Source organism: Paraburkholderia sp. 22098 (assembly GCF_052045935.1).
In the GTDB taxonomy this organism is placed as follows: Bacteria; Pseudomonadota; Gammaproteobacteria; order Burkholderiales; family Burkholderiaceae; genus Paraburkholderia; species Paraburkholderia caledonica.
This window is the reverse complement of the sequence record NZ_JBQEPV010000001.1, coordinates 517,803-538,524: the sequence shown is the minus strand read 5'-3', so window position 1 is coordinate 538,524 and position 20,722 is coordinate 517,803. Positions and strand designations below refer to the sequence as shown.

Annotated in this window: 16 protein-coding genes; 6 read left to right on the top strand and 10 right to left on the bottom strand. The window is 62.2% G+C overall.

Annotated elements, in window-relative coordinates; all coding sequences use genetic code 11:
- Nucleotides 1-33: 33 nt before the first annotated feature.
- On the bottom strand, nt 34-258 hold the full coding sequence (locus ACTJLB_RS02425; protein ID WP_020067401.1) for a DUF3717 domain-containing protein: 225 nt from the start codon (nt 256-258) through the stop codon (nt 34-36).
- Between the two features lie 170 nt (nt 259-428).
- Between ACTJLB_RS02425 and ACTJLB_RS02420 the strand changes: the two genes are divergently transcribed.
- Complete coding sequence (locus ACTJLB_RS02420) at nt 429-1,115, top strand: response regulator (RefSeq protein WP_013590077.1); 687 nt, start codon at nt 429-431, stop codon at nt 1,113-1,115.
- A gap of 132 nt (nt 1,116-1,247) precedes the next feature.
- Nucleotides 1,248-2,750, top strand: a complete 1,503-nt coding sequence (locus ACTJLB_RS02415) for a sensor histidine kinase (protein ID WP_440782353.1) — start codon at nt 1,248-1,250, stop codon at nt 2,748-2,750.
- Nucleotides 2,751-2,812: 62 nt separating this feature from the next.
- On the opposite strand, the gene ACTJLB_RS02410 is transcribed toward ACTJLB_RS02415, so the two are convergent.
- From ACTJLB_RS02410 to mnmC, 7 genes are all read right to left on the bottom strand, one after another.
- Nucleotides 2,813-3,343: an SET domain-containing protein gene (locus tag ACTJLB_RS02410; RefSeq protein WP_027804522.1), complete on the bottom strand. Its 531-nt coding sequence runs from the start codon at nt 3,341-3,343 to the stop codon at nt 2,813-2,815.
- 276 nt (nt 3,344-3,619) lie between these two features.
- Nucleotides 3,620-4,732: an NADH:flavin oxidoreductase/NADH oxidase gene (locus tag ACTJLB_RS02405; protein ID WP_027776895.1), complete on the bottom strand. Its 1,113-nt coding sequence runs from the start codon at nt 4,730-4,732 to the stop codon at nt 3,620-3,622.
- Between the two features lie 195 nt (nt 4,733-4,927).
- The gene (locus ACTJLB_RS02400; protein ID WP_088176207.1) at nt 4,928-5,641 is read right to left on the bottom strand and encodes a glutamine amidotransferase; all 714 of its coding nucleotides are present in this window, start codon (nt 5,639-5,641) and stop codon (nt 4,928-4,930) included.
- 126 nt (nt 5,642-5,767) lie between these two features.
- On the bottom strand, nt 5,768-6,406 hold the full coding sequence (locus ACTJLB_RS02395; protein WP_027776893.1) for a MarR family winged helix-turn-helix transcriptional regulator: 639 nt from the start codon (nt 6,404-6,406) through the stop codon (nt 5,768-5,770).
- Nucleotides 6,407-6,943: 537 nt separating this feature from the next.
- Complete coding sequence (locus tag ACTJLB_RS02390; protein WP_020067395.1) at nt 6,944-8,059, bottom strand: YbdK family carboxylate-amine ligase; 1,116 nt, start codon at nt 8,057-8,059, stop codon at nt 6,944-6,946.
- A 98-nt stretch (nt 8,060-8,157) separates the two neighbouring features.
- Nucleotides 8,158-9,363: a cation:proton antiporter gene (locus ACTJLB_RS02385; protein ID WP_440782351.1), complete on the bottom strand. Its 1,206-nt coding sequence runs from the start codon at nt 9,361-9,363 to the stop codon at nt 8,158-8,160.
- Between the two features lie 875 nt (nt 9,364-10,238).
- Nucleotides 10,239-12,218, bottom strand: coding sequence for a bifunctional tRNA (5-methylaminomethyl-2-thiouridine)(34)-methyltransferase MnmD/FAD-dependent 5-carboxymethylaminomethyl-2-thiouridine(34) oxidoreductase MnmC (mnmC, locus tag ACTJLB_RS02380; RefSeq protein ID WP_440782350.1), 1,980 nt, complete (start codon nt 12,216-12,218; stop codon nt 10,239-10,241).
- Between the two features lie 413 nt (nt 12,219-12,631).
- Here mnmC and ACTJLB_RS02375 point away from each other — a divergent pair, with 413 nt between their 5' ends.
- Nucleotides 12,632-12,910 carry an HU family DNA-binding protein gene (locus ACTJLB_RS02375; RefSeq protein ID WP_006050811.1) on the top strand — a complete coding sequence of 93 codons (279 nt, stop codon included), beginning with the start codon at nt 12,632-12,634 and terminating at the stop codon, nt 12,908-12,910.
- 140 nt (nt 12,911-13,050) lie between these two features.
- Here the strand turns inward: ACTJLB_RS02375 and ACTJLB_RS02370 are convergent, their stop codons facing one another.
- On the bottom strand, nt 13,051-14,376 hold the full coding sequence (locus ACTJLB_RS02370) for a GTP-binding protein (protein WP_440782349.1): 1,326 nt from the start codon (nt 14,374-14,376) through the stop codon (nt 13,051-13,053).
- Nucleotides 14,377-14,618: 242 nt separating this feature from the next.
- Nucleotides 14,619-15,065: a lytic transglycosylase domain-containing protein gene (locus ACTJLB_RS02365; RefSeq protein ID WP_087752400.1), complete on the bottom strand. Its 447-nt coding sequence runs from the start codon at nt 15,063-15,065 to the stop codon at nt 14,619-14,621.
- 516 nt (nt 15,066-15,581) lie between these two features.
- On the opposite strand from ACTJLB_RS02365, the gene gspD reads away from it, so the two are divergent.
- The 3 genes from gspD to gspF are packed head-to-tail and all read left to right on the top strand — an operon-like array spanning nt 15,582 to nt 20,711.
- Nucleotides 15,582-17,933 carry a type II secretion system secretin GspD gene (gspD, locus tag ACTJLB_RS02360; RefSeq protein ID WP_440782348.1) on the top strand — a complete coding sequence of 784 codons (2,352 nt, stop codon included), beginning with the start codon at nt 15,582-15,584 and terminating at the stop codon, nt 17,931-17,933.
- Nucleotides 17,930-19,489: a type II secretion system ATPase GspE gene (gene gspE / locus ACTJLB_RS02355; RefSeq protein ID WP_440782347.1), complete on the top strand. Its 1,560-nt coding sequence runs from the start codon at nt 17,930-17,932 to the stop codon at nt 19,487-19,489. Before gspD ends, gspE begins: the two co-directional genes overlap by 4 nt.
- A gap of 4 nt (nt 19,490-19,493) precedes the next feature.
- The gene (gspF, locus tag ACTJLB_RS02350; RefSeq protein WP_027776886.1) at nt 19,494-20,711 is read left to right on the top strand and encodes a type II secretion system inner membrane protein GspF; all 1,218 of its coding nucleotides are present in this window, start codon (nt 19,494-19,496) and stop codon (nt 20,709-20,711) included.
- The last annotated feature ends 11 nt before the right edge of the window (nt 20,712-20,722 follow it).

Genomic DNA, 20,722 nt, shown 5'->3' with positions numbered 1-20,722 from the left:
TTTGCAGGCGACGCGGGGCTCAAACCTTCAGTTCTACAGGCTATTCTTAAGGCGCACGTAAGAATCCCACGCTTGCTGCGCAAACGCGTCCAAACCATCACGCGTGAGCGTGTTCTGACGCTGTACAATCAGGAGCGCATACGGCTTGGAGAGCGCGCTTGCCTCCTTGCACAGAACGAGTTCGTCTCCGCTCGAAGGTGAGCGGGCGCGCCAGAAGTTGATCGCGGCTTCCAGTTCGTGAATGCTGATCTCGGACATGGCTTCGATTACCGGTGTGCGCCAGCAGGCTGCTCGACAACTGCTTCGTGGCCGGTTACGCCAGTTGGGCACAGCCACACCACGCGCGGTCCGTGTAGCAGATCTGTGCAGCAGGCGCCCCGGCGAACCGCTTGCCAAACGCCTAAACCCATTGTACTTGAGCGAAATCCATGCGACTCCTTCTGATCGAAGATGACCGTCCCATCGCGCGCGGCATCCAAAGCAGTCTCGAACAAGCCGGCTTCACCGTCGACATGGTCCACGACGGCATTTTCGCCGAACAGGCCCTCACGCAAAACCGGCACGAACTGGTGATTCTCGACCTCGGCTTGCCGGGCATCGACGGTATGACGCTGCTATCGCGCTTCCGTCAGAGCAATCGCCACACTCCGGTGATCATTCTCACCGCGCGTGACGAACTGAACGACCGTGTGCAAGGCCTGAATTCCGGCGCCGACGACTACATGCTAAAGCCGTTCGAGCCCACCGAACTCGAAGCGCGTATTCGCGCAGTCATGCGCCGCAGCGGCCCGCACGGCGACATGCCGCGTCCGGAAGTGTCGCTGGGCGGCGTGCGTTTGTCGGGCGTCGATCGCCGCATTTTCAACGACGACAAGCCGCTCGAACTGTCGCCGCGCGAATTCGCCGTGCTCGAAATGCTGCTGCTGCGCCACGGCCGCGTGGTCAGCAAGGCGCAACTGCAAGACCACCTCACGCATTTCGGCGGCGATCTCGGCGACACCGCAATCGAGGTCTATGTGCACCGTGTGCGCAAAAAGCTCGAGAACTGCCGTGTCGAAATCGTCACGGTGCGCGGCTTCGGTTATCTGTTGCAGGAAATCCGCCAGGCCGCATAATCGTCGTGACGGCCGCAATTCGATTGCGGCCCGACGGCGCCGGGCCGGCGCAGCGCACTGCTTGCGCGATTCGCCGGCATCCGGCGAAACTTCACGGCGCGTTGCGCCTGCACTCTTCCCGCGCGTTCGATCATGCCCCAGCCGGCCGCCAATAGTCTGCGCCGCACGCTGCTGCGGCGCCTAGCTGCTCCTCTTTCGCTGCTCGCGCTCATGAGCGGCCTGATCGCCTACTGGCTCGCGTGGCAGTACACGCAGCACGTGGTCGACCGCTCGCTCGCCGACCTCGCGACCGCCATCTCCAAGCAGATCCAGATTGCCGGCCCCGAAGCACGGATCACCGTTCCGCCGCTCGCGCAGGCCATGTTCTCGGATCCGGTCGAGCATCTCGTCTATCGGATCAGCAATGGCGAAACCGAAATAGCGGGCGATAAGAGCCTTCCGCTGCAAGGCACGAGCGTTCGGCGCATGCATTACGCGTATGTGTTCGAAACCCAGCACCAGGGCGTCACCGTGCGCGTTGCGCAAGTGCGGGTTGATCAGCCGGTCGGCAATCCGATCGTCGTCGAAGTCGGGCAGCCGGTGCATCACCGTTTTCGTATTGCGGCCGAATTCCTCGTCGCCATCATGATGCCGCTGCTGTTGCTGCTGCTTGCCGGCTGGGTGATCGTGTGGCGAGTGGTCAATCAGCAGCTCAATCCGCTAACGGATCTCGCAGACTCGCTGAACCGGCAAACTCACACGTCGCTAGAACCCGTGGACGAAACCTATGTGCCCGTCGAAATCCGGCCGCTGACTGGCGCTGTGAACGCGTTGCTTGACCGGCTGAAAACCGCGCTCGACGGCCAACGCAAATTTATCGCCGATGCCGCGCATCAGTTGCGCACGCCGCTCACCGCCGTCAAGCTGCATGCGGAGCAGGCGGCCACCGCCCGCGATCCCCGGCAAACGCTCGCAGCGGTGCGCGAATTGCGTGCTGCTGCCGACCGCGCGGTGCGTCTGTCGAATCAGTTGCTGTCTCTGGCGCGCGCCGAACCGGCCGAGCAGGCTGCACGCTTTGTGAACGTGGATATGGCCGCGCTCGCGTTCGACACCGGCGCGGAATGGGTGCCGCGCGCATTGACCTCGCACATCGACCTCGGTTTTCAGCGGCTCGACGACCCGACCAACGACCATCCGTTGATCGCGCGCGGCAATCCGGTTCTGCTTCACGAAGTGATCGCGAACCTGCTGGATAACGCGCTGAAGTATGTGCCGCCGTCGCGCTTCGATGGCGGGCGCATCACGGTCACGGTCTCGCAAACTGTGATCGACGACGTCCGCATGGCCGAAATCGTCGTCGAAGACAACGGGGCGGGCGTGCCTCACACGCAGCAAGCGGATCTCTTCAAGCGGTTCTTTCGCGGCGACGGCCAGAGCGATAACGGTGTTGACGGCGGCGCCGGTCTCGGCCTCGCGATCGTTCACGACATCATGGCGTTACATCACGGCAGCGTGCATTACGAGGACGCATCGGAAGGCGGAGCGCGTTTTATCGTGCGTATTCCGCTCGTGCATGCCGCCGTTCCGGCCGGCCTGAAAGACGACGTGCAGCGCCACGAAAAAAAACCGGCGCATTCAGCGCCGGTCGATATGTAGCAGTGCGTCTGCTGAACGGGTTGCCTCGCCGTCATTCGAATGACGAACGGGCAACTCGGGCGCTACTTCTTTTTGGCCTTCTTCGCCACTTTCGTTGATTTCGCCGATTTAGCAGACTTGGCTGTTTTGGCCGCGCCTTTCTCTTTCTCGGGCGGTGCGAGCATCGTGCCGCGGCATTTGCGCGAGCCGCAACGGCATTCGTATTCCTTCTTGAGCTTCTTGGTCTGACGCGCGTCGATCACGAGGCCGTAGTCGTAGAAAATCTCCTCACCCTCGGCAATGTCGCGCAGTGCGTGCACATACACGTGACCGTCGATCTCTTCGGCTTCGCAGTTCGGCGCGCACGAGTGGTTGATCCAGCGCGCGCTGTTGCCGTTCACCTTGCCGTCGATCACCTTGCCGCTGTCGAGCGCGAAGTAGAACGTGTGGTTCGGTTCGTCAGGATTATGCGGATGACGGCGCAACGCTTCTTTCCAGGAAATCCGCTCGCCCTTGTATTCGATTAGCCGCTCGCCGGCCGCGATCGGTTCGAGCGCAAACACGCCTTTGCCGTGCACACCTGAACGACGCACGGCGATCCTGCGTGAACTCATTGAATGAATCCTTGTGAAGAACTGGGGATGAAGTCCGGCAGCCGTCGGAAAACGCCCGCGTCTGACGCGCTGATTTTTTCTGGCGCTGATAGCAAACGCGGCGCCCTGCGAGCGCCGCGTCGACTTGCGACGCTCATGCGCCACATCCGGCATCCTACACGCTCAAGACGGCTTCGTTCAACCGTCAAAAACGTATGGCCGCATCGTGCACTTGCGGTGGTCTCGTGATGGCCTCGTAATGCCGGCGTTATGCCCGCGTCATGGCGATGTGCGGCTTCATCTTTGTCCAAACGAAATCTCGCCAAACAGCGCCTTTTGCTCTCGCGGTTGTGAGCGCCAGTACTGCGGAGGCGCTTCAACCGTCGCGCCAAGTTGCGCCGCGGCGTGCCACGGCCAGCGCGGGTTATACAGCAGCGCACGGGCCAGCGCGATCAGATCGGCGTCGCCCTCTTCGATCAGTTGCTCGGCATGAAGCGGATCTGTGATGAGTCCGACGCCGATGGTCGTGAGGCCGGTCGCTTTTTTGACGGCCTTCGCGAACGGAATCTGATAGCCGGGTTCAAGCGGGATCTTCTGCAATGGCGACACGCCTCCGGACGATACGTCGATCCAGTCGCAACCACGCTTTTTCAACTCCTGCGCAAACGCGATCGTGTCTTCGAGCGACCAGCCGCCTTCGACCCAATCCGTCGCGGACACGCGCACGCCAACTGGTTTGTCGGCGGGAAACGATGCGCGCACGATGTCGAAGATTTCCAGCGGAAAGCGCATGCGGTTTTCAAGCGAACCGCCGTAGTCGTCGTCGCGTTGGTTCGCAAGCGGTGACAAAAACTGATGCAACAGGTAGCCGTGAGCGGCATGCACTTCCAATGCGTCGATACCGAGGCGCGCCGCGCGGCGGGCCGATGCGGCAAAGGCTTCACGAATGCGGTTGAGCCCCGGTGTGTCGAGCGCCAGCGGCGGCTCTTCGCCCGCCTTGTGCGGCAATGCCGAAGGCGCGTGCGGCAACCAGCCGCCTTGCGATACGGGAATCAACTGACCGCCTTCCCACGGCGCCTGGCTCGACGCCTTGCGACCCGCATGCGAAAGCTGCATTGTCACGTTGATATGCGAATGCTTGCGAATCGCGGCGAGCACCGGCGTGAGCGCAGCTTCAGTGGCGTCGTCCCATAGACCGAGATCCGCCGGCGTAATGCGGCCGTCCGGCTCCACGGCCGTCGCTTCGATGCACAACATGCCGGCACCGGATAACGCAAGACTGCCAAGGTGGATCATGTGCCACGCGGTAGCCTCGCCGCGTTCGGCCGAATACTGGCACATCGGCGACACTACGATGCGATTCGGAAGCGTCACGCTACGCAGCGTGAGTGGAGAAAATAGCGCGCTCATGGATCACCGCCCAGTTAAAACCCGAGAGCGAACGAGCATAGCACCGCAGGTCGTTTGCTGCAGGCAACGAGGTGTCGATAACGGTCGGCGTTGAGACTGCCGATCGTGTACAGGCGGTCAGACAGACGGGACGCTCGAGCCACCGCTCGGACATGGCAACGCGGCGCCAGCTTCAATCCCGAGATCTGCTCCCGCTCAGGGCTTACGTTCCACCTGATCCAGCCATTCGCCGAACATGCGACAAGCGGCGGCTTCCAGAGCCGGGCCGAATTGCGCAGTCTCCGCGCGCAACTGGCGTGCGTCGATGCCATGGCCGACGAGCTCACCGGCGTTGCCGATCAGCCAGGGCTCGAAACGGTCAGCGCGAATCTCGGGATGACATTGCAACGCGAGCACATGGTCGCCCCATGCGAACGCCTGGTTTTCGCACGCGCTCGTGGATGCAAGACGCGTGGCGTTGGCGGGCAGATCGAAGGTGTCGCCATGCCAATGCAGCATGGATGTCTGAGCGCCATCGAGATGACGCACCGGCGATGCGCGTCCGGCATCGGTCAGCGTGAGCGGCTCCCAGCCAAGCTCGACATGACCCGCGGGATAGACCCGCGCCCCGAGCGCACGCGCGATCAATTGCGCGCCGAGACAGATGCCGAGTGTAGGCAGCCCCGCCTCGATGCGTTTTTCGATCATCGAGAGCAGCGGCACAAGGGTGGGATAAAGCGCGTCGTCGGTGGCGCTGATCGGGCCGCCGAGCACCACCATCAGCGATGGCGAGACGGGATTCGGCGCTTCGATGCGCGCAAAGCCGACGTCGAGATAACGGACGGGACGCCCACGCTCGCCGAGCACCAGTTCGAGACTGCCCAGATCTTCGAAGTACACATGGCGAATGGCCAGAACTTCCTGATTCATCAGCCTCTCACTTCGCGGTTGACTGGAGACCTGCCGCTACGCGGCGCCGAACGGCTGGGCGGGCGGCGAAGGCCGCCTGCCGGAGCCGGCTTTGCAGTGTAGCGGATTGTCAGGAAAGCAGCCGCCTTATTGGGCGAAGATCTTCCAGGTCTTTTTCTGCGTAGCGGCGTCAGCGGTTTCATGCACCGCGCAATCGAGACGCAGGTCCGTGTCCGCCATGTTCAGATCGAGAAGCGCGCAGTGATGCGGCGTCTTTTTCGGATTCTTGCTGGGCTCGAAATGCGTGCAGCTCAGGCACATGCGGTGGGGCGGAATGTGGCCTTGCGCTTCCAGTTGATGGACCGTCTTGAGCAACGTGCGGTAGAACATGGCTTGCTCGTCGTCGCGCAAGGTGCCGACTGCCTTGGCCAGAAAGTCCGGCCACTGCGCAGCGCGCTTGGCGGCTGTGCGGCCACGAGCGGTCAGGCGGACAGCGAGCGCGCGGCCGTCGTCGAGTGCACGGCGCTTTTCGACAAGCCCCTTGGTTTCAAGCGTGCTGACGGCGTCGCTCGTGGTAGCGGCGGTCAACGCCGTTTCACGCGCGATTTCTCCGAGCCGCATCGGGCCCTTTCGCTGCATCAACAGAACCAGGATTTCGCCCTGCGTGGGCGTGAGACCCGCGCCCTCCGCCCACTCCCAAGCCTGGCTTCGCATGGCCGTGCTCAGTCGCAAGAGACTGTGGGTGACTCGCCCGGTTGCCTGTTCTCCGTATACGCCTTCGCTCATAATCTTCGATTCGTTTATTTACAGCTTTTGTGCGGTGCCGGCCTTATTTGCCGGGAACGCCCGTAGCCTGTGTGGGGTAGCCCCGCCCAAAACAGGACGAGACGGATTCGACTATCTCAAAAATTCACCGCCTTGCAAGCCAAAGCAGTTAAGACGACATTCTATGCGAGAGCGGCGAATCGTACAGCTAAGTTATCCCATGCAAGTTGTGGATAACCATGGGACAACATGGGGGAATACATGTGCGCCGATTCTTGATAAGCGTCGGCTGCAAGTTTACCGGTCTTAAGTTGTCCTCGTTTACCGCCGCCCGCGCACTGCTCAACGGCCTACTTATGGTTTACGCAGCGCCTTGACTTTGCAGGGAATTATTCAGTTGTCCACAGCCCGTGGCAATGCTTGTTAACTACTACTACGTATGTATACGTACAAATTCGAAAAACCTTAAGGGCCCCGAACTGGAAAATTTAATTACGAAAAAAAACCCGCCGACGGCGGGTTTCTTACGTTTGAATACGAAGCGCGCCCCGCGCCTCGTTATGCTCGCCACTTCAGACACTGCTGGCGAACCGCCTCATGCAGCGACTTTTCCTCTTCGACCACGCCTCTGAGCCACGTTGCGTCGTTGACCTGGCCGCGCGCAATCGTGCCGATCTCGGCCAGCGCATGGCCCGAAGCCAACGCCTCTCCGTGCGGTGCGATCAGATCGAGCGTTTCCAGAATGTCTTCGGCAATCGTCTTGCGTTCGCCGGTTTGCGGATTGATGCAAGTGCCCGCAAGTCCGAAGCGGCATGCCTCGAAACGGTTGAACGTGTAGACGAGGTAGTCGTCTTCGTGCGGAGTGATCGGCTTGTCGAGCAACAGATGGCGCGCGAGCGTCTGGATGTAGCACGCAATTGCCGCCGCGCGATCCACCGACAGCGGCGTATCCATCACGCGTACTTCGATGGTGCCGAAGCCCGGCTTCGGCCGGATGTCCCAGTAGAAATCTTTCATGCTGTTGACGACGCCGGTATGGACCATCTTCGAGAAGTATTCCTCGAAACTGTCCCACGTCAGCACGAACGGCGCGCGGCCCGAGAGCGGAAAAGCGAACACGGAATTCAGGCGTGCCGAATGAAAACCGGTGTCCACGCCCTGCACGAACGGCGACGATGCCGACAATGCAATGAAGTGCGGGATGAAGCGCGACATGGAATGCAGAAGGAACAGCGCGCTGTCCGGATCGGGGCAGCCAATATGTACGTGCTGGCCGAACACCGTGAACTGCTTGGCCAGATAGCCGTACAGCTCCGAAAGATATTGAAAACGCGGCGTGTCCACGATCTGCCGCTCGCTCCATTGCTGGAAAGCGTGCGTGCCGCCGCCGCATAGGCCGACGTTCAGATGATCGGCTGCCGAAACGAGCGTGTCGCGGATCTTGCGCAGATCGGCGAGCGCCTGTTCGTGCGTCGTGCATATGCCGGTGGACAGCTCGATCATGCTCTCGGTGATTTCCGGCGTAATGTTGCCGGGGATCTTCTGATCCTTGACGAGGCGCAGCAGATCCGAGCCGGCTTTGGTCAGATCATAGTCATGCGTATTGACGATCTGCATCTCGAGTTCGACACCGAAAGTAAACGGCTTCGAATCGATGAAGGGTTCGAGTGACATAGCGTCCCCTGAGTGAGGTCGGCCAGGCAGTTGTCAGGTGCCCAGCCGTTTATTTGAGCGAATATGTGGATTAATGCGCGGCCGAAAGCGCTAAACGCTTATTCTTCGCGCCGTTCGGCGACCAGCGCGAGGCTGCGATACACGAGCCATGGCCCGAGAATTTGCAGCACGACGATCGAACACATGACGATCGCCCGGAGTTGCGGATCGAAGTTCGGGTAGAGGTTGTACGTGTCGTCTACGAGCAAATAGGCCAGTGCCGACATCGGCGACAACGACAGACCGAGCGCCACGCCCTGCTTCCAGTTCAGACCGCTCGGCTTCGCAAAGGCGAGCACGCCTACAAGTTTCGCGACAAGACGCGCAACAATCAGGCCCAGCGCGGCCACACCGCCGAGCGCAATATCTTTCCACTCGAACGACGTCAGCGTCAGCACGAACAGAATCACGGTGAGAAGCCACCCGGCGGTGCCGAAATGCTGAGGCCACAATTGCGGCCGCGCCTCCAGATTTTTCACAATAATGCCCGCGGCGAGCAGCGCGAGAATCGTCGACAGCTTGAAGAGATGCGCGACGGCGATCGCGAGCAGCACGAGGCCAAAGAGCGCGACGAACGAATGCTCGTCCTGCATGTTCATCCGGCGATAAAAGAACGTACAGGTGCGCGCGAGCAGATACGCGAGCACCAGCGAGCCTGCGAGCAGATAAAGCGGCTGAAGAATTGTCGCAAAGACGTTGCCGTAGGCTTCCTGATGCAACCAGCTCGATACCAGTTTTTCGATCACCACCGCATACATGCTGTTCAACGCAGTGAGCGTCAGCAAACGCTGCGTGACCTGACCTTCCGCGCGCAGCTCGGTCTTGAGCTGAATCACCATTGCAGGCGACGTCGCCATGGCGATCGCAGCGAGCACGGTCGCGACCATGAGCGGCACGTTCAGGAAAAGCAGCACCGGCAGAACCAATGCGAACGTCAGCGTCGCTTCGGCGACGCTCGACATGACGAGCCACGGGTTACGGCGGATCCAGCGCAAATCGAGCCGGCTCCCCAGTTCGAACAGCAGCAAGCCGAGCGCGACATCGAGCAACGGCCGCGCGGCCTTGGCCGATTCGGCGTCGATCACACCGGATCCCGCCGCGCCGGCAATCAGACCGATGACCGCATAGCCGGAAATACGCGGCAAGCGCCACGCGCGATAACAGAGTTCGCCGCATAAACCCGCGGCAAGCAATGCGAGCCCCGCCCAGAAAATGGCGTCGGGTGCGAGCGGCCACGCGGGGAAAAATGAAAACGCCGAATTCATCGTTATGGGTTCTCCTTTGCAGCAACGGCAGATGACACGAACCGGCGCAAACCGGCGCGAACGCCGGCAAGCGGGTGCGCGCACAAGGCGCTCACTTTCGCAAACGATTCGCGTGATCCGCGTTGCGAGTTTTTCAACGAGCAGATGATTCGAACGCGCCGCAGTCGCAGGGAGCCGGCGCATTCAGGGGTGCGGCCGTAGCAACCAGCACGGCACGGTGAAAGAACGCCGTCGACGTTGAATCAGAGTCTGATTGAACGGCACCGTTCCGTTGTTGCGGGTACTGCGGAAGCAGGCACCACGCGGAAAAGAACGGCGATTGTGCCATAGCTTTTTCAGCTTCAACCGAAAAGACGCCAACATGCAGGCAAAACGGTAAAAACATACTTTATCTTGCCGACGTGTGGAAAAAGCGACCGTTTTTCCCGCTCACTTTGGACTCATCGCCGACGGCGTTGCGACACATGCCGACGAAGTTTGCGCCGTCGGCATGTGTTTTTCAGGACAGTGATTAGACAGAGTCGCAACCGCCCCGGGATGGTTGGGTGTGGGCGTCAGTGCGTGAATCGGCTCGGGCCTTGCTGTTTACGTGTTTACTGTATGTATACGTAGTAACAGTTAACAAGCGCCGCCCGATTCTGTGGATAACCGACGTTTACCGAAGTAAATCAGCGCCTTGCAAACTTCATAACGGCAAGCACAGCGTGTGCGATGGCAGCGCGTATACGAGGGTAACTTTTCGCGGATTTCGACGGCGGTCGAGTTACCCCGTTTACATCCACAACGGTTCCACACGAGTTGCGCAGGTAAACAATGCGGTTATCCACAATTCCCGGTGGATAACCGGCCGCACTCAGACGACTCACTCAGAGCGGTTAACTGGCGATGCTTCCCTGCCGCAACGCGCGCAACAGAAAGCGCGCGGGGTCGATGTCTTCAGCGAGATCGCGCTCCAGCGGCCAAGGCTCGCCTTCTATCTGCGAGGCGATCAGTTCCGCGCCAAGCGCCGCCCACACGAGACCACGCGAGCCATAGGCGAACGCGCTATACAGGCCTTCCATGCGCGGCAAATCGAGCGGCCATGCGCCGCGCAAGCGCTCGGCGTCGCGCGTGGCGAGCGCTTCATCGGCGACGTTGCCGATCATCGGCATGCGGTCGCTCGTCACGCAGCGAAATGCGACTCGACCGGCGAGCGCTGCGGGATCGGCACTCGCGGCAATATTGGCGAACGCGGGCAGCATCTGCGCAACGCGCTCGATATTTTCCAGATGACCGCCTGGCCGAAGCGACGTGTCGGCGTCGTCGAGTTCATACGTGGCGCCCGTCAGCGTGACACCGTTGGGCAGCGGTATCGCGTAGCCGTCGCCGATAACCGGCAACCCGAGCGAGGGCGCCGAGTCCGCGGGCAGCAAAGTGAGTTGCCCGCGTATGCTGCGAGTGGGCGCATGCTGCAACCCGGCGATACGAGCCGCATCGTGTGCGCCGGCGATGACGACAACCGGCGCGCGCACCAGCTCTTCGCCGCTGGAATCGAAGACGGTCCACTTGCTACCCGAGCGCTCGACGCGTCCTACATCCACGCCAAAGCGCCGTTCGAGCAGATCGCCCGCCGCCGCGCACTGCGCGGCACAAAGCGATGCCGGATCGATCCAGCCGCCGTGCGGAAACAGCCAGCCGCCCCGCGCGAACGGCACGCCGGCGAGTTTTTGCGCATCCGCGGCCGAGACCGGCGTGACGAACTCTGGCGGATAGCGCAACGCCGAGATGGCTTCGCTCATGGAACGCGCTTCGTCGTCGTTTTCGGCGATCTGCAGCAGACCCGGCGCGCCGCGCGACGGCGCGTAACTGAGCCGTTCGAGCGCTGCCCAGCGCCTGAGCGCGTAAAGAAAGCCGGCACGCGTGACGCGCGAAGCGACGCTGTCGTCGCGCGAAATCATTGGATGGAACACGCCGGCCGGATTGCCCGACGCGTCTTGCGCGACCGACGCGTGCCGTTCCAGCGACGTCACGCGCCAGCCGCGAGCGGCGAGCCGCTCGATCACCGAGCATCCCGCCAGACCGGCACCGATCACGACCGCATGCCGCTCGCCGTGCGCGAGTGGTCCGACCGGCGACGGCGGTTCATGACGGCGAACGCGCCACCGCGGCGCGAAGTGGCCGACCAGCATGGCCCGTTTCCAGCCGAAGCCTTCGACCTTGCGATACTCGAAGCCGCACTGGGTTAGCGCGCGCTTGATGTCGCCGGCACTGCTGTACGTCGAGAAAGTCGCCCCCTCGCCCGCAACCCGCGCCAGCGACTTGAAGATAGCGGGCGTCCAAAGTTCGGGGTTTTTCGCTGGCGCGAAGCCGTCCAGGTAGAACGCGTCGGCGCGCAAGCGCAGGGTCTGCAAGCTTTGCAGGGCGTCGCCGAAAGCCAATGTGAGGACCACGCGTCCGTCTTCGAACTCGATCCGATGCGTGCCTGGCACGAGCATCGGCCATTCGTCCGCGAGCGATTGCGCGAGCGCTGCTATCGCCGGATCGCCGATGGTCGCGGCGTAAGCCCGACGCAGATCGGCGAGCGTGAACGGATGTTTTTCGGTGGATACGAAATGGAGTCGCTCGCAACGCGACGGATCTGCGCGCCAGGCAGCCCAGGTCACCAGGAAGTTGATGCCCATGCCAAAGCCCGTTTCCAGCACGGTGAAGATGCGCCGTCCTTGCCAGCGTCCGGGCAGCGCATTTCCGCGCAGAAACACATAGTCGGCCTGTTCCAGGCCGCCGACGGCGCTGTGATAGATATCGTCGTAGAGGGGCGAAAACGGCGTGCCGTTGTCCCGGAACGAGAGGACGGCGGGGATTAGCGGATCGGTCATGCGTGACGCAAAGTGACGCCCGCGGCGAGCGGGTCGAACGTTACCGCCGGCGCGCGGCTCGCCGGGCGGCGAAGAAGACGCGCTGAACGTTGGCAAAAACCAACGTCAAAGCCCCGTCCGTGCTGGGTTTCGGCGCTCGCGGCGCGGCCAGATACGCAAAAAGTACCGTTTCCTTGCTGTATCTGTTCTAAAACCGCGTAATTCTTCGAAACCCTTGTCCTGATTGGGTTTGCGCTGCGCTATCATAGCAAGCGCCGCGAGAGGAGCGGCAGCACGGCCGACGGACACTTGCTGTCCGGCGCTTTCGATCCGGAGGGGCTCCGGAGCCGCAGCTGCTTAACGGCGTGGCGCGCGCACGTATAATCGGCGCGTTCGCGCTGTTCGTGTCAACCTAAACTCAGAAAGGAACCTTAATGAACAAACAGGAACTGATCGACGCCGTCGCAGGACAGACGGGCGCCAGCAAGGCTCAAACCGGTGAAACGCTGGACACGTTGCTTGAAGTGATCAAGAAGTCTGTGTCGAAGGGCGACGCGGTCCAGTTGATCGGCTTCGGCAGCTTTGGTTCGGGCAAGCGCGCAGCGCGTACGGGTCGCAATCCGAAGACGGGCGAAACCATCAAGATTCCGGCCGCAAAGACCGTCAAGTTTACGGCTGGCAAGGCGTTCAAAGACGCAGTCAACAAGCGCTAAGCAGATTACTGCCAGGCAGTTGACACCCGCCAACGGCGGGTTTTTTTTCGTCTGCGCTCCGCCTGTAAGGGTTTCGTGAGACGGGCGCGGTGATGTGCCGCGCCCCGCGTCGCGGCTTTCACGCTAATACGAGAGGCCGCTCAGTCGTGGCGATGCTCGTCGTCGCCGTGACCGTGGTCATGGGCATGGTCATGACCGTGGTGGTCATGGTGATCGTGATCGTGATCGTCTTCGTCGAAATCCCACGCTGGGAACGGGTCCGCGAACTGCTGCCAGCGTTGCGGTTCCAGCGCGTACTCGGCGTCGGTGAGAAGGCACGCGTCGAATTTCGCGGACCACAGCGCCGGGTCGATGCCCACACCGATCATCACCAGTTCCTGGCGACGGTCGCCGATGCTTGTATCGTCCGGCGCGCCGTACCAGTCGGCGGCAATTTCAGCGGCCAGCTCGTCGTCGGCTTCGGGCCATTCACTGCGGTACTGGGCCGCCCACCACATGCCTGCGGGACCGTGCCGGCATGCGCCGCCCGCTTGAGACAGCGAACCGGCGATGTCGTTACGCGTCGCGAGCCAGAAAAACCCTTTGCTGCGCAATACGCCTTTCCACTCCTCGTGCAGCAGGGCCCACAGCCGTTCCGGATGAAACGGACGACGCGCGCGATAGACGAAGTTGCCGATGCCGAACTCGTCCGCTTCACTGTGATGGCTATGCGCGTGCTCATGTTCATGGCCGTTAAGCGCCGCGAGCCAGCCAGGCGTGCTCGATGCCTCGTCGAAATCAAAGCGGCCCGTGTTCAATACCAGATCCAGCGGCACGGCGCCGAAGCGGCTGACCACCTGCACCGCCCGCGGATTGATTCGCGCGAGGATGCGTTGCAGCCGTGTGAGTTCGTCGGCGCTGACGAGATCGGCCTTGTTCACCACGAGCACGTCGCAGAATTCAATCTGCTCGACCAGCAACTCGACGAGCGTGCGGTCGTCCTCGTCCGTGGCGGCAATGCCCCGTTCGGCAAGCGCATCTGCGGAGCCGTAATCGCGCAGGAAGTTAAATGCGTCGACCACCGTCACCATCGTATCGAGCCGCGCCACGTCGGATAGCGACGCGCCGTCGTCGTCGACGAACGTGAATGTTTCGGCGATCGGCATGGGTTCGGCCACGCCGGTCGACTCGATCAGAATCGCGTCGAAGCGTTTTTCCGCGGCGAGGCGTTTGATCTCGACCAGCAGATCGTCGCGCAGCGTGCAGCAGATGCAGCCGTTCGACAATTCGACCAGCTTCTCTTCGCTATGCGAAAGCGCGGCGGCGTCTCGTACTAGCGTCGCGTCGATATTGACGGCGGCCAGATCGTTGACGATCACGGCGACCCGCAAGCCGGCGCGATTCGCGAGAATGTGGTTCAGGAGCGTGGTCTTGCCGGCGCCCAGAAAACCGGAGAGCACGGTGACGGGCAATGGCGGCTGGTTCATCGCAGTACGGAAAAGCTGGAAATTGGAGGGCTTGCCGGGCGCAGCATTGCTGAGTGAGCGTCGAAACGGGGACGACGCTCGAGCGCCGACGGCAGCACGAAGCCGCATTGTGCATCAAATCCGGGAAGGTAAGCGGACGGCGGCCGCGAGGCGGCTATGGACCGGGCCGATCTGCTTGCCGCTGAGAGTGCCGATCAACAAGCCGACCAACGTGTTGCTCAGCGCCCTACTCAACAAGCCACTTAACGCGCAGCCGGCATCAGGTTCCATTTGCGCAGAATCGCGGCGATCTGTTGCGCGTACTTGTCGCGCAACGAGGGCGTCTCCGAGTGATACGCACCGATCGCTTGCCACGTATTGCCGTACTTGTTCATCTGACGGCGCAGATGCCAGGCCGCGATATAGACGTTCTTGCACGGCTCCATCAGCGTGCCTTGCGAGATGCCGTATTGCGCAAGCGTGGGCAAGTGAATCGAGTTGATCTGCATGACGCCGTAATCGGTCGAACCATTCGCATTCTTATGCTGCGCGTCCGGCCGATTGTGCGACTCCTGCCACGCGATCGCGCGCAGGATCAGCGGATTGACCTTCTGATATTTCGCTGCCTCGTCGAAACAATCGGCGCGCGCCGGCCCGGCTAGTGCCAACAAGGTAATTCCTGCCAGGGCGGTAACGAGAGATCGATTCATCGGTCAAGCTGACGTGGCAAAACCGCAAGGGTAAGGCTTCGTAATGCATTGCGTCGGCCATTGTTCAGACGCAGGAAGCCGGAAACCGCACTCTGGTCGGGCGTTGACGCAACGTCCGGGAAAACCCGCGTTGGCAACAGCGAACCGGCGGCTCGAACGGCTCGTATGATACCGGCAGGCCGATACCCGTCAAGTTGGCTAACAGACATAAGAGCGCGGATCATGAAGTCCCGGCGCGGTTTCAGTGCTTATCGGTTGCCTTTCAATGTCCCGACGAAGCGAGCGGATCCTGGAGGAAACTCTCGGCGCCTTTCCATTTGTGACAAATCCGACATGAAAAACTGTTACTGTTCACTTTTTTCGGACATTGGATGGCCAGCATTTTAGGGCGGGATTCCGCCCACCTGGCCCGCCAGCAGACCGACAGACCGGCGCTCTGCTCCCATGTCCGCGCTGCATGACCGCCGGCGGCTCGAGCTGCCGGCATCGACATTACATTCCATGAGAAGAAATCGTATGGCTTTGCGTCGCGTCGCAACGGCGTTGCTGGTGGCTGGACTGATCACTGCGCAGACGGCGGACGCACAGGTGACCCTCAACTTCGTCAACGCCGACATCGACCAGGTGGCCAAGGCGATAGGCGCTGCCACCGGCAAGACGATCATCGTCGACCCGCGCGTCAAAGGTCAGTTGAATCTCGTGTCGGAAAACGCAGTGCCCGAGGACCAGGCGCTGAAGACGCTGCAATCCGCGCTGCGCATGCAGGGCTTCGCGCTGGTACAAGACCACGGCGTATTGAAAGTCGTGCCCGAAGCGGACGCCAAATTGCAGGGCGTGCCGACCTATGTTGGCAACGCGCCGACTGCGCGAGGCGACCAGGTCGTCACGCAGGTATTCGTGCTGAAAAACGAGTCGGCCAACAATCTGTTGCCGGTGCTGCGCCCGCTGATTTCGCCGAACAACACGGTGGCCGCTTACCCCGCCAACAATACGATTGTCGTGACCGACTACGCCGACAACGTGCGGCGCATTGCGCAGATCATTGCCGGGGTCGATACGGCAGCCGGCCAGTCTGTGTCGGTCGTGCAACTGAAAAACGCCAACGCACTCGACATTGCCGCGCAGCTGAACAAGATGCTCGACCCGGGCGCGATCGGCAGCACGGACGCGACGCTCAAAGTGTCGATTACCGCCGACCCGCGCACCAACTCGCTGCTGATCCGCGCGTCGAACGGCGCGCGTCTTGCCGCCGCGAAAACGCTCGCGCGTGAACTCGACGCGCCCACCAGCATGCCCGGCAACATGCACGTCGTGCCGTTGCGCAACGCCGAGGCGACCAAGCTCGCGAAGACGTTGCGCGGCATGCTGGGCAAAGGCGGCGAAAGCGGCTCGTCGGGAGGAACGAACGAGGCGAATGCCTTCAATCAGAACGGCGGCGGTGGGCTGGGTGGCAACAATTCGACGGGCACCTCCGGCACTCCTCCGTTGCCGTCGGGCGGGCTCAACAGCAGTTCCATGTCCTCGCCGATGGGCGGCTCCGGTGCGGGCGGCTATGGCTCGAACAGCGGCAATTCTTCGGGCGGGCTGCTCGGCGGAGACAAGGACAAGAACGACGACAATCAGCCGGGCGGCATGATCCAGGCGGACGCCGCGACCAACTCGCTGATCATCACCGCGTCGGAACCTGTGTACCGCAATCTGCGCACTGTGATCGATCAGCTCGACGCGCGCCGCGCGCAGGTCTATATCGAAGCGCTGATCGTGGAACTGAATTCGAACACGAGCGGCAATCTCGGCATTCAGTGGCAGGTCGCGAACAACTCGCTTTTCGCGGGTACCAACCTCGCAACCGGTTCGAGCAACAGCATCATCAACCTGACGGCGGGCGCCGCGGCGGCCGGAGCCACAGGCGGTCTCGCCACGGCGCTGGCAACGCAAGGCGTGCAACAGGGTTTGAACATCGGCTGGCTTCACAACATTTTTGGCGTGCAGGGTCTGGGCGCATTGCTGCAGGCGCTCTCGCAGACCGCCGACGCAAACGTGCTGTCCACGCCTAACCTGATCACGCTCGACAACGAAGAAGCGAAGATCGTCGTCGGCACGAACATACCTATCCAGACGGGTTCGTATTCGAACTTGACGAGCGGAAATGCAAGCTCGGCTTTCAACACCTACGACCGCGTCGATGTGGGCCTGACGCTGCACGTCAAACCGCAGATCACCGACGGCGGCATCCTCAAGCTGCAGCTCTACACGGAAGACTCGGCGATTGTGAACGGCACGACCAACGCATCGACGAACCCGGCCGGCCCGCAGTTCACCAAGCGTTCGATCCAGTCGACGGTGCTCGCGGACAACGGTGAAATCATTGTGCTGGGCGGTCTCATGCAGGATAACTACCAGGTCAGCAACAGCAAGGTGCCGCTGCTTGGCGACATTCCGTGGATCGGCCAGCTGTTCCGCTCGGAGCAGAAGAACCGCAACAAGACGAACCTGATGGTGTTTCTGCGCCCCGTGATCATTAGCGATCGCGACACCGCGCAGGCTGTGACGTCCAACCGTTACGACTATATTCAAGGTGTGCAGGGCGCCTACCGGCAGGACAACAACCTGATGAAGGACAAGGACGACCCGGTGGTTCCGCCGATGCCCGTCGGCCCGAGCCAGGGCGGATCGCCGTTGAATCTGTTCGATCTCGACCAGATGCGCCGTCAGCAGATGCAGCCGCCTCAGCCACATTCGTCCGCGCCGCAGCCGAATAACGGCACGCCCTACCCGGCGCCCGCCGCCCCTGCGGTGAACGGCGCCGTGCAGAGCAACCCGGTGCCGGTTGCGCCGTCCACCGCATCGCCAGGAGTTCAGCCGTGAATACGCCGTCCATGCCGCCGTCAGCCTCAACGTCGCCGGCATCGTCGCGGGCTGCCGGAGTTGCATCGGCGGCAATGACAGAGCACGCCGATCATGGGGAGCGCGCGGCGCCGTCGGCGATCGCCGCGAGGCTCGTGCCCTATGGCTTCGCACGCAGCGGCCAGATCCTGGTCGCGCATCAGCACGCCGACAGCCTCGAAGTGTGGATCAGCGAGCGTACGAGTGAAGCCGCGCTCGCCGAAGTGGCGCGCAATTTCGGCGCGGTGTCCGTGGTGCGTATTCCCGCCGACGAACTCGCACAGGCGATCAACCAGGCCTATGCGCGCCAGGACGGCAGCGCGGCGCAGGTGGTCGGCGAAGTGGAAGGCGAAGTGGATCTGTCTCGCCTCATGCAGGACATTCCCGAGGTGGAAGACCTGCTGGAATCCGAAGACGATGCACCGATCATCCGCATGATCAACGCGCTGCTCACGCAGGCGGCGCGCGAACAGGCGTCGGACATTCACATCGAGCCGTTCGAAACGTCATCGGTGGTGCGTTTTCGCGTGGACGGTACGTTGCGCGACGTCGTGCGTCCGAAGAAAGCACTGCACGGCGCGCTGATTTCGCGGATCAAGATCATGGCGCAGCTCGATATCGCCGAGAAGCGTCTGCCACAAGACGGCCGTATCACGCTGCGCGTGGGCGGCCGTCCGGTCGACGTGCGCGTGTCGACGCTGCCGACTGGCCACGGCGAACGCGCGGTGCTGCGTCTGCTCGAAAAGGACGCGACGCGCCTGAATCTCGAAGCGCTCGGCATGGGAGCCGACACGCTCGGCAAGTTCGACAAGCTGATCGGCAGGCCGCACGGCATCGTGCTGGTAACGGGCCCGACCGGCTCGGGCAAGACAACCACGCTATACGCGTCGATGTCGCGGCTCGAAACGGCGACCACCAACATCATGACGGTGGAAGACCCAATCGAATACGACCTGGCGGGCATCGGCCAGACCCAGGTGAACGAGCGGATCGGCATGAACTTCGCGCGCGCGCTGCGCTCGATTCTGCGTCAGGATCCGGACATCATCATGATCGGTGAAATCCGCGACCTCGAGACCGCGCAGATCGCGGTGCAGGCTTCGCTCACCGGCCACCTCGTGCTGGCTACGCTGCATACCAACGACGCCGCGTCCGCCGTCACGCGTTTGACCGACATGGGTGTCGAGCCGTATCTGCTCGCGTCGTCGCTGCTAGGTGTGCTGGCGCAGCGGCTCGTGCGGCGTTTGTGCCCGGTTTGCCGCGAAAAGCGCGTCGAAGAAGACGGTCGCGTGCATTGGCATCCCGTCGGCTGCGACAAATGCGGCCAGTCCGGTTATGCAGGCCGCCGTGGCGTATATGAACTGCTGCTGATCGACGACGAAATCCGCACGCTGATTCACCGCAATGCATCCGACGCGGACATCCTCGCGGCAGGCCGCGCGCAAGGCATGCTCACGCTGCGCGAGGACGCGGAGCGCTGGCTCGCTTCGGGGCTGACGTCGCTTGAAGAAGTGATCCGCGTGACGGGCGGAGCATAAGCGCATGCCGGCATTTCGTTTTGAAGCGATCGACGCGGCGGGCAAGGCGCAAAAAGGCGTGCTCGACGCCGACAGCGCGCGCGGTGCCCGCACCAACCTGCGCTCGCAGGGGCTCACGCCGCTTGTAGTCGAACCCGCTGCCACACGCACGCGCGGCGAGCGCAATCAACGTCTGTCATTGGGGCGGCGGTTGTCGCAGCGCGAGCAGGCAATTCTCACGCGTCAGCTGGCCAGTCTGCTGATTGCCGGCCTGCCGCTCGACGAAGCGCTTTCGGTGCTCACCGAACAATCGGAGCGCGACTACATCCGCGAGCTGATGGCTGCGATTCGCGCGGAAGTGCTCGGCGGTCACTCGCTTGCGAATGCGCTGACGCAGCATCCGAAAGACTTTCCCGAGATTTATCGCGCGCTGGTTGCAGCCGGGGAACATACCGGCAAGCTCGGACTCGTTCTGTCGCGGCTGGCCGACTACATCGAGCAACGCAACGCGCTCAAGCAAAAAATCGTGCTCGCGTTCACGTACCCGACCATCGTCACGATCATCGCGTTCGGCATCGTCACGTTTCTGTTGAGTTACGTGGTGCCGCAGGTGGTCAACGTGTTTGCGAGCACCAAGCAGCAACTGCCCTTCCTCACCATCATGATGATGGCGCTGTCCGGTTTCGTGCGGAACTGGTGGTGGGCTGTGCTGATCGCGGTGGCGATTCTCTTTTATGCAGTGCGTTCGACGCTGAGACAAGCCGGCCCGCGCCTCGCGTTCGACCGGTGGCTGCTCACCGCCCCGCTACTCGGCAAACTCGTGCGCGGCTACAACACGGTGCGTTTTGCGAGCACGCTCGGCATTCTGACGGCGGCCGGCGTGCCGATTCTGCGCGCGTTGCAGGCCGCGGCTGAAACGCTCAGCAATACGGCCATGCGCGGCAACATCGACGACGCGATCGTGCGTGTTCGTGAAGGTACATCGCTCTCGCGCGCGCTCGGCAATACGAAGACGTTTCCGCCGGTGCTGGTTCACCTGATCCGTTCGGGCGAAGCAACCGGCGACGTCACGACCATGCTCGACCGCGCGGCCGACGGCGAAGCGCGCGAACTCGAACGCCGCACGATGTTTCTGACGAGTTTGCTGGAGCCGCTGCTTATTCTGGCGATGGGCGGCGTGGTGCTGGTGATCGTGCTGGCGGTGATGCTGCCGATCATCGAGTTGAACAATCTGGTGCAGTAAGGGCGGCGCCT

Excerpts from the sequence above, each read along its gene's own strand:
- ACTJLB_RS02370 (WP_440782349.1), bottom strand. The coding sequence starts at position 14,376 with ATGAACCAGCCGCCATTGCCCGTCACCGTGCTCTCCGGTTTTCTGGGC.
- gspD (WP_440782348.1), top strand. The coding sequence starts at position 15,582 with ATGGCTTTGCGTCGCGTCGCAACGGCGTTGCTGGTGGCTGGACTGATC.
- ACTJLB_RS02405 (WP_027776895.1), bottom strand. The coding sequence starts at position 4,732 with ATGAGCGCGCTATTTTCTCCACTCACGCTGCGTAGCGTGACGCTTCCG.
- ACTJLB_RS02395 (WP_027776893.1), bottom strand. The coding sequence starts at position 6,406 with ATGAGCGAAGGCGTATACGGAGAACAGGCAACCGGGCGAGTCACCCAC.
- mnmC (WP_440782350.1), bottom strand. The coding sequence starts at position 12,218 with ATGACCGATCCGCTAATCCCCGCCGTCCTCTCGTTCCGGGACAACGGC.
- ACTJLB_RS02385 (WP_440782351.1), bottom strand. The coding sequence starts at position 9,363 with ATGAATTCGGCGTTTTCATTTTTCCCCGCGTGGCCGCTCGCACCCGAC.
- ACTJLB_RS02425 (WP_020067401.1), bottom strand. The coding sequence starts at position 258 with ATGTCCGAGATCAGCATTCACGAACTGGAAGCCGCGATCAACTTCTGG.
- ACTJLB_RS02375 (WP_006050811.1), top strand. The coding sequence starts at position 12,632 with ATGAACAAACAGGAACTGATCGACGCCGTCGCAGGACAGACGGGCGCC.
- gspF (WP_027776886.1), top strand. The coding sequence starts at position 19,494 with ATGCCGGCATTTCGTTTTGAAGCGATCGACGCGGCGGGCAAGGCGCAA.
- ACTJLB_RS02365 (WP_087752400.1), bottom strand. The coding sequence starts at position 15,065 with ATGAATCGATCTCTCGTTACCGCCCTGGCAGGAATTACCTTGTTGGCA.
- ACTJLB_RS02410 (WP_027804522.1), bottom strand. The coding sequence starts at position 3,343 with ATGAGTTCACGCAGGATCGCCGTGCGTCGTTCAGGTGTGCACGGCAAA.
- ACTJLB_RS02415 (WP_440782353.1), top strand. The coding sequence starts at position 1,248 with ATGCCCCAGCCGGCCGCCAATAGTCTGCGCCGCACGCTGCTGCGGCGC.
- ACTJLB_RS02390 (WP_020067395.1), bottom strand. The coding sequence starts at position 8,059 with ATGTCACTCGAACCCTTCATCGATTCGAAGCCGTTTACTTTCGGTGTC.
- ACTJLB_RS02400 (WP_088176207.1), bottom strand. The coding sequence starts at position 5,641 with ATGAATCAGGAAGTTCTGGCCATTCGCCATGTGTACTTCGAAGATCTG.
- ACTJLB_RS02420 (WP_013590077.1), top strand. The coding sequence starts at position 429 with ATGCGACTCCTTCTGATCGAAGATGACCGTCCCATCGCGCGCGGCATC.